Here is a 5,399-nt window from a genome sequence, read left to right as displayed (position 1 = left end):
GTATCGCTGCTTTCTTCAACCGGTGTGCCCACTCGCTGAAAAACCGCATCAATAAAGGGGGCATAATTTTCAATTGCCGGGCACATAACCACAATATCCGCCGGTTTAAGATCGTCTCTGGCATGGGACGAAAGCAAACGCAACAGATGATCATGCAAGGCTTCCACTTCCCGCAGGGGGGTATGAGCACTGACAACGGTAACGGAATTGTCATCGGGATGATGCGTAAATTGTTTGTCCGGTGCCTGGGCATGTAAAATATCTTGCTGTATGGCATGCAAAAGTTGCACACCTTGGGGAGTCTCTTGGGGCGGTTCAATATCAAATGCGGCAATTTCGTATGAATGTAAGGGCGTAAGAAGGTTAAATAAATCTCGTCCCTGTTGCCCTAAATTACCTAAAAACGGGTTATCTTGGGCCGCATCAAGCCACTGGGATATGCCTTCAGAGCGCAACATCTTGGCTTGTTCCTTGTTACTTTTTACATCGCCCCAATAATTAACGCTGGGGTTTAAGTGGAACAGATGGATATCCGCATGTTGTGATAAGGCATCGAGAAAGTCCACCAACTGGGGGGCCATGGTATTGATGGCGAACACCACAATATTGTCAGGCAAGCTGTGGGCACTACTATCATTTGCCAACCGCTCGATGGTTTCAGCATGCAGTTTTGCTGGATGATCCGGGTTTTGTTTTACCAATTCCCGCCAAATAAACGCCTGCCAGGCTTCATCTTGCTGATTTTGCGTAACAAGTTCATTGTTTTCCCACGCAAAGATCCACTCAGGACGGTACAACAGATATTGTTCGTACACATCGGCTAACGCGGTGGAAAACTCTAATCGCTGCAAGCTGGCCTGGGTTTCATCGCCAATATTCTGCCAATACCGACAAACCGGCTCTGAAACCGAGTGGCCACAAAATGCCTCACTTTGAATAATGCCATCTATGCGCCAAACCAGGACTTCCCGGCGATAAGGTGACTGTCTGGGTACCCTATCCTCACCTAAAATACGCCGTGCAGTATCCCACATAAAACGTACAGGCAATGGATAGTGCAGATTCATGGCGACGCCACGATCACGGGCCAATGCCATATTAAGCCAGTGTTGCATGCCTGGACTTTCAACAAGGATGGTCTGAGGTTCAAATACTTCAGAAGGACGCTGCTTAAGTAGCGTGGCAAGTAGATAACTCAAATGCTCGAGTTTATTTGAAGGATATAACGCTAACAAAGTTCACCCTAATAACGCTTTTTTTCTATATTATGCGATCTTAAGTTTTCCATCCATGACCATGGCATGATTTGTTTGCAAAAATTGATGATTTTAAGAAGGTAAGAAAAAAACGAGGTAAAAAAAACCCATACAGACCTCAGGACACGAAAAATCTGTATGGGCAAGGTTATGGGCTCACTCATGACAACCGTTTTGCGGCGTTGCCTGGCACCGAAGCGGGTTAACGCCAAGAGAAAGCACAAATAACACATTTTTATTAGGCATCTTACGTGCCAAATGAACATAACCTTTAATATCAACAATTTACACAATTTACTTTCCCACCCTCACCGCCCTTAATTGGACGTTTTGGTGCAGACGCACCATAAAAATGCACAGCAAGGAATCATTGTCTTGTGCTTTCTTCTCTTGGCAGGTTTCGCTACAATCGCCCCCTATTTTACAAACGGAAAATGAATATGCTCAGTCAACAACAGCTTGCGACCATGCTGACACTTCAGAATAAAATGAACTGTAAGGTAAATGCCTCATGGCTAACGGCAGGCTACGGGTATCTTCGTGCGGCAATGGTGGAATCCGTGGAGGCAATAGAGCATCACGGCTGGAAATGGTGGAAAGCACAGCAACGAGATTTACCTCAGTTGCAGATGGAATTAGTCGATATCTGGCACTTTGCCCTCTCCGCCAGCATCATTGATTACAAAGGGGATATTCAAGCTACCGCCAATGCGTTATCGGCTCAACTTGCCGAGTCCACAACCCAGGTACAGTTTGACAATAAAAATTACTACCCAGAAAAACAATCGCTACTGGATAATCTGGAACTGATGACAGGCTTGTGTGCCGCCAAGCGTTTTAGCGTTCCCTTATTTATGTATATTGTTCAACAGTGTGAAATGACTACCGATGAGCTATTTCGTCAATATGTGGGCAAAAACGTGCTTAACTTTTTCCGTCAAGATAATGGTTACAAAGACGGCACTTATATTAAAATTTGGCAAAATAAAGAAGACAATGAGCATCTGGTGGACGTGCTTGAGACATTGGATATCAATGCCTCAGACTACAGTGAACAGGTATATCAAGCGCTCGCTACCCGGTATGCCAACGCCCAATAGTAAACGCTAAGAAGAGCTATCGAAGCCCAATTCATCGGCAATGCGCTGGGCTTCGGTACACGATGCTGGCTCTTGAGCACTGCTCATTTGCTCACAAGGCATGGCAGATAAATCTTCTAGACACACGGTACCAGCCTCAATCATTTCTGCATACTGAGCGGCATTATCCATGATCTCATCAGGAATATACTGGCCACACATTTGTGTGGTCATGCCGTCAATAATCTCCTGCATTTGTGCGGGCACTTCCCCACCGGTTTCTTTTTTCACTTCCTCTGTTATACACATTTTTACCTTTTCGCAGAATGCCGTTGTGGCCTGCTGATAAGCGGCAACATCAGCCATGGTCGGTAGCGTAAACATCAGTGCGGTTAGCGCGAATAACTGTCGCATTTTTGCTTTCCTTGCTTTAGGGGTTCAAGTGACGACGTCCATACCCTCTGAACGTCAATGGGTATAACTAATAAGCTAGCATACTAATTGGCGGCTAGCGAGATTTCACCGACACCCATTCTACTGTATGGCTATAGTCTGCCAGAATAATCTCTTTATAACGGGACTCCAGAATATGGCGTTTTACCTTCAACGTTGGCGTCAGTAAGTCATTTTCAATGGTCCACTCTTCATCGATGACCAACATCCGGTCGAGTTTTTGATGGCTTTCTAGCAAGCTATTGGTTGCCTGCAATGTGCTGCTTAGCCGTGTTTCCATCTCATTTTTTGCTTGTTTTTTCGCTTCTTCGGTAAGTACCACAAGGGCAATAGGTTGGGGCAACCCGGTACCCACCACACACACTTGCTCTATTGCAGCATTTTCCATAATCCGCCCTTCAATGGGAGCCGGTGTAACGTATTTTCCCTTTTCCGTTTTAAAGATATCTTTAAGTCTGCCAGTGATACGGACATAACCCTCAGCGTCGATATCCCCTTTGTCACCGGTGCGTAAATAACCATCTTCATTATACGCCGCCGCAGTTTTTGCAGGATCTAAATAATACGACACCATGTTGCAGGGCGATTTAACTAAAATTTCCTGCTCGTCACTGAGGATAATGTCTACCCCCTTGTACGGCCTGCCAATCTTACCAATTTTTTCTTTATTAAAAGGCAAACAGGCCGTGCCATAGGCGCAGTTCTCGGTCATTCCCCAGCCTTCACAAATCGGTATACCAACGCGATAAAACCAGTGTATTACCGGCGGCGCTAATGGGGCAGAGCCACTGGCGAACAACCGAGCCTGTGCCAATCCTAGTCCTTCTTTTATTTTCTTTTGTACCCGGCCACGTACAAATGGAATTTTCAGTAACACCGACAATTTTTTCTGTGGCATTTTTGCCAGAATACCCTGCTGAAACTTGGTCCATAAGCGTGGTACAGAAACAAATACAGTGGGCTGACAATGCTGTACATCACGCTGAAACGTATCGAGTGATTCGACAAAAAAGATCTGCCCTCCAGAATAAAAACTGCCTACTTCCACCAGTACCCGTTCGGTAATATGTGCGAGGGGTAAATAGCTCATCATTCTGTCAGTGCGACCAAATGTAATGCTTTCAAGGGAATTGGCCGCGGCCCAGCACAAGGTACGAAAACTATGTACCACCCCTTTAGGTTCACCCGTACTGCCCGATGTATAAATAATGGTCATGATGTCATCGAAATCACGATCCGGTGAATAGGCAATGGGATCGCAATCAATAAAGTCTGACCACTGGGTTTGCGCCGGGATCCCTGGATATGGCAACGCCACAGTAGGAAGCGAGTCTGGGATTGTGGGCAGTTGCAAAGGGGGATTGTCGAGTTTACCCACAAAAAGCAGTTTGATATCGGCGTGACGTATTACATAGTTGAGTGTTTCGCCGCCAGCAGAGGCAAAAACTGGAACAGAAACGTGGCCGGCCATCATGATCCCCAGATCCAGAATAAACCACTCCGCACAGTTTTTAGCAAATATCCCAATTCGGCTACCGGCGCTAATATTTCTCTTCGCCAACGCCCCAGCAATGCGGCGGGCCATATCCGCGACCTGGGCAAACGTATAGGTTTTATATTGTCCGTCCACAGGCTGGGTAAGATAGACATCCTCAGGTCGAGTGTCTTCCCAATGGTAGAGCATGGCTAAGGGCGTATAATTAACATCTTGGTTTTCAGACACGACGGGAAATTTCATCAATGCGTCTTCCACGTTTATTAAAATTATAAAATAAGCTTAACACCAAAATCACACGTTGTGCTGTGGAATTTTGTGCTTTTACACGGACTTAAACAGCAAAGTTCACCCGTATCGATGATTTTAAATACCTAAAATTACGTATTTAATGTAGGGTAATAAATAGTTACTCTCGTGACCATAGCAAATCAATTACGAAAAAACATGCGCTCGCCGCAGTATCCTTGCGCTTTATCATTAATCCTTCTGATGTAGACAGAAAAAAGGCAGCAATATCATGAAAATTACGGTGAATGGAAAAGAGCATCAGTACGATGGCGACCCACAGATGCCACTACTTTGGTTTCTACGTGATGAATTGAACATGAAAGGCACAAAATATGGGTGTGGTATGGCACTTTGTGGGGCATGTACGGTACACATTAATGGAGAAGCCACTCGCTCTTGTGTTTTACCCATAGCGGCCACTGATGGCAAAGCCATTACCACCATAGAAGGGCTGGATGAAACAAACAGTCACCCGCTACAAATTTCATGGGCTGAAGAAAACGTTCCTCAATGTGGTTACTGTCAAAGTGGACAAATTATGCAGGCCGCATCTTTGTTAGCCAAAAACCCCGCTCCGTCAGATCTTGAGATCGACCAGAACATGTCTGGAAATATTTGTCGATGTGGTACTTATCCCCGCATTCGAAAAGCCATTAAAAAAGCGGCGGAGAGCAACTCATGAATCAAACCACCCTCTCTCGCCGAACTTTTTTAAAAGCCACTGCATCCACCAGCGGTTTGTCGTTGGCCGTTACCTTATTGCCGGGCAAACATGTTTTTGCTGCACAAAGCGAAACCCCTTGCGCAGAAATGCTATCACCCAGC

General features: G+C 45.6%; 5 protein-coding genes. 2 read left to right on the top strand and 3 right to left on the bottom strand.

The window, feature by feature from the left end; all coding sequences use genetic code 11:
• Nucleotides 1–1,235, bottom strand: a 1,235-nt coding sequence (locus tag V5298_RS19195) for an exodeoxyribonuclease V subunit gamma (protein ID WP_332933041.1), incomplete at its 3' end; no start/stop codon positions are given.
• A 461-nt stretch (nt 1,236–1,696) separates the two neighbouring features.
• On the opposite strand from V5298_RS19195, the gene V5298_RS19190 reads away from it, so the two are divergent.
• Complete coding sequence (locus V5298_RS19190) at nt 1,697–2,356, top strand: dUTP diphosphatase (protein WP_332933040.1); 660 nt, start codon at nt 1,697–1,699, stop codon at nt 2,354–2,356.
• Between the two features lie 6 nt (nt 2,357–2,362).
• Here V5298_RS19190 and V5298_RS19185 read toward each other — a convergent pair whose 3' ends face one another.
• Nucleotides 2,363–2,749, bottom strand: a complete 387-nt coding sequence (locus tag V5298_RS19185; RefSeq protein ID WP_332933039.1) for a hypothetical protein — start codon at nt 2,747–2,749, stop codon at nt 2,363–2,365.
• Nucleotides 2,750–2,843: 94 nt separating this feature from the next.
• On the bottom strand, nt 2,844–4,526 hold the full coding sequence (locus tag V5298_RS19180) for an AMP-binding protein (RefSeq protein ID WP_332933038.1): 1,683 nt from the start codon (nt 4,524–4,526) through the stop codon (nt 2,844–2,846).
• A 274-nt stretch (nt 4,527–4,800) separates the two neighbouring features.
• Here V5298_RS19180 and V5298_RS19175 point away from each other — a divergent pair, with 274 nt between their 5' ends.
• Nucleotides 4,801–5,256: a (2Fe-2S)-binding protein gene (locus tag V5298_RS19175; RefSeq protein WP_332933043.1), complete on the top strand. Its 456-nt coding sequence runs from the start codon at nt 4,801–4,803 to the stop codon at nt 5,254–5,256.
• Nucleotides 5,257–5,399 lie beyond the last annotated feature (143 nt).

Source organism: Alteromonas sp. 14N.309.X.WAT.G.H12, assembly GCF_036697315.1.
In the GTDB taxonomy this organism is placed as follows: Bacteria; Pseudomonadota; Gammaproteobacteria; order Enterobacterales; family Alteromonadaceae; genus Alteromonas.
Note: the sequence above shows the minus strand (reverse complement) of the source record. Positions and strands in the feature narration are given on the sequence as shown.

Bases quoted from the DNA above. Each gene is read 5' to 3' on its own strand.
- V5298_RS19185 (WP_332933039.1), bottom strand. From the start codon at position 2,749: ATGCGACAGTTATTCGCGCTAACCGCACTGATGTTTACGCTACCGACC.
- V5298_RS19180 (WP_332933038.1), bottom strand. From the start codon at position 4,526: ATGAAATTTCCCGTCGTGTCTGAAAACCAAGATGTTAATTATACGCCC.
- V5298_RS19190 (WP_332933040.1), top strand. From the start codon at position 1,697: ATGCTCAGTCAACAACAGCTTGCGACCATGCTGACACTTCAGAATAAA.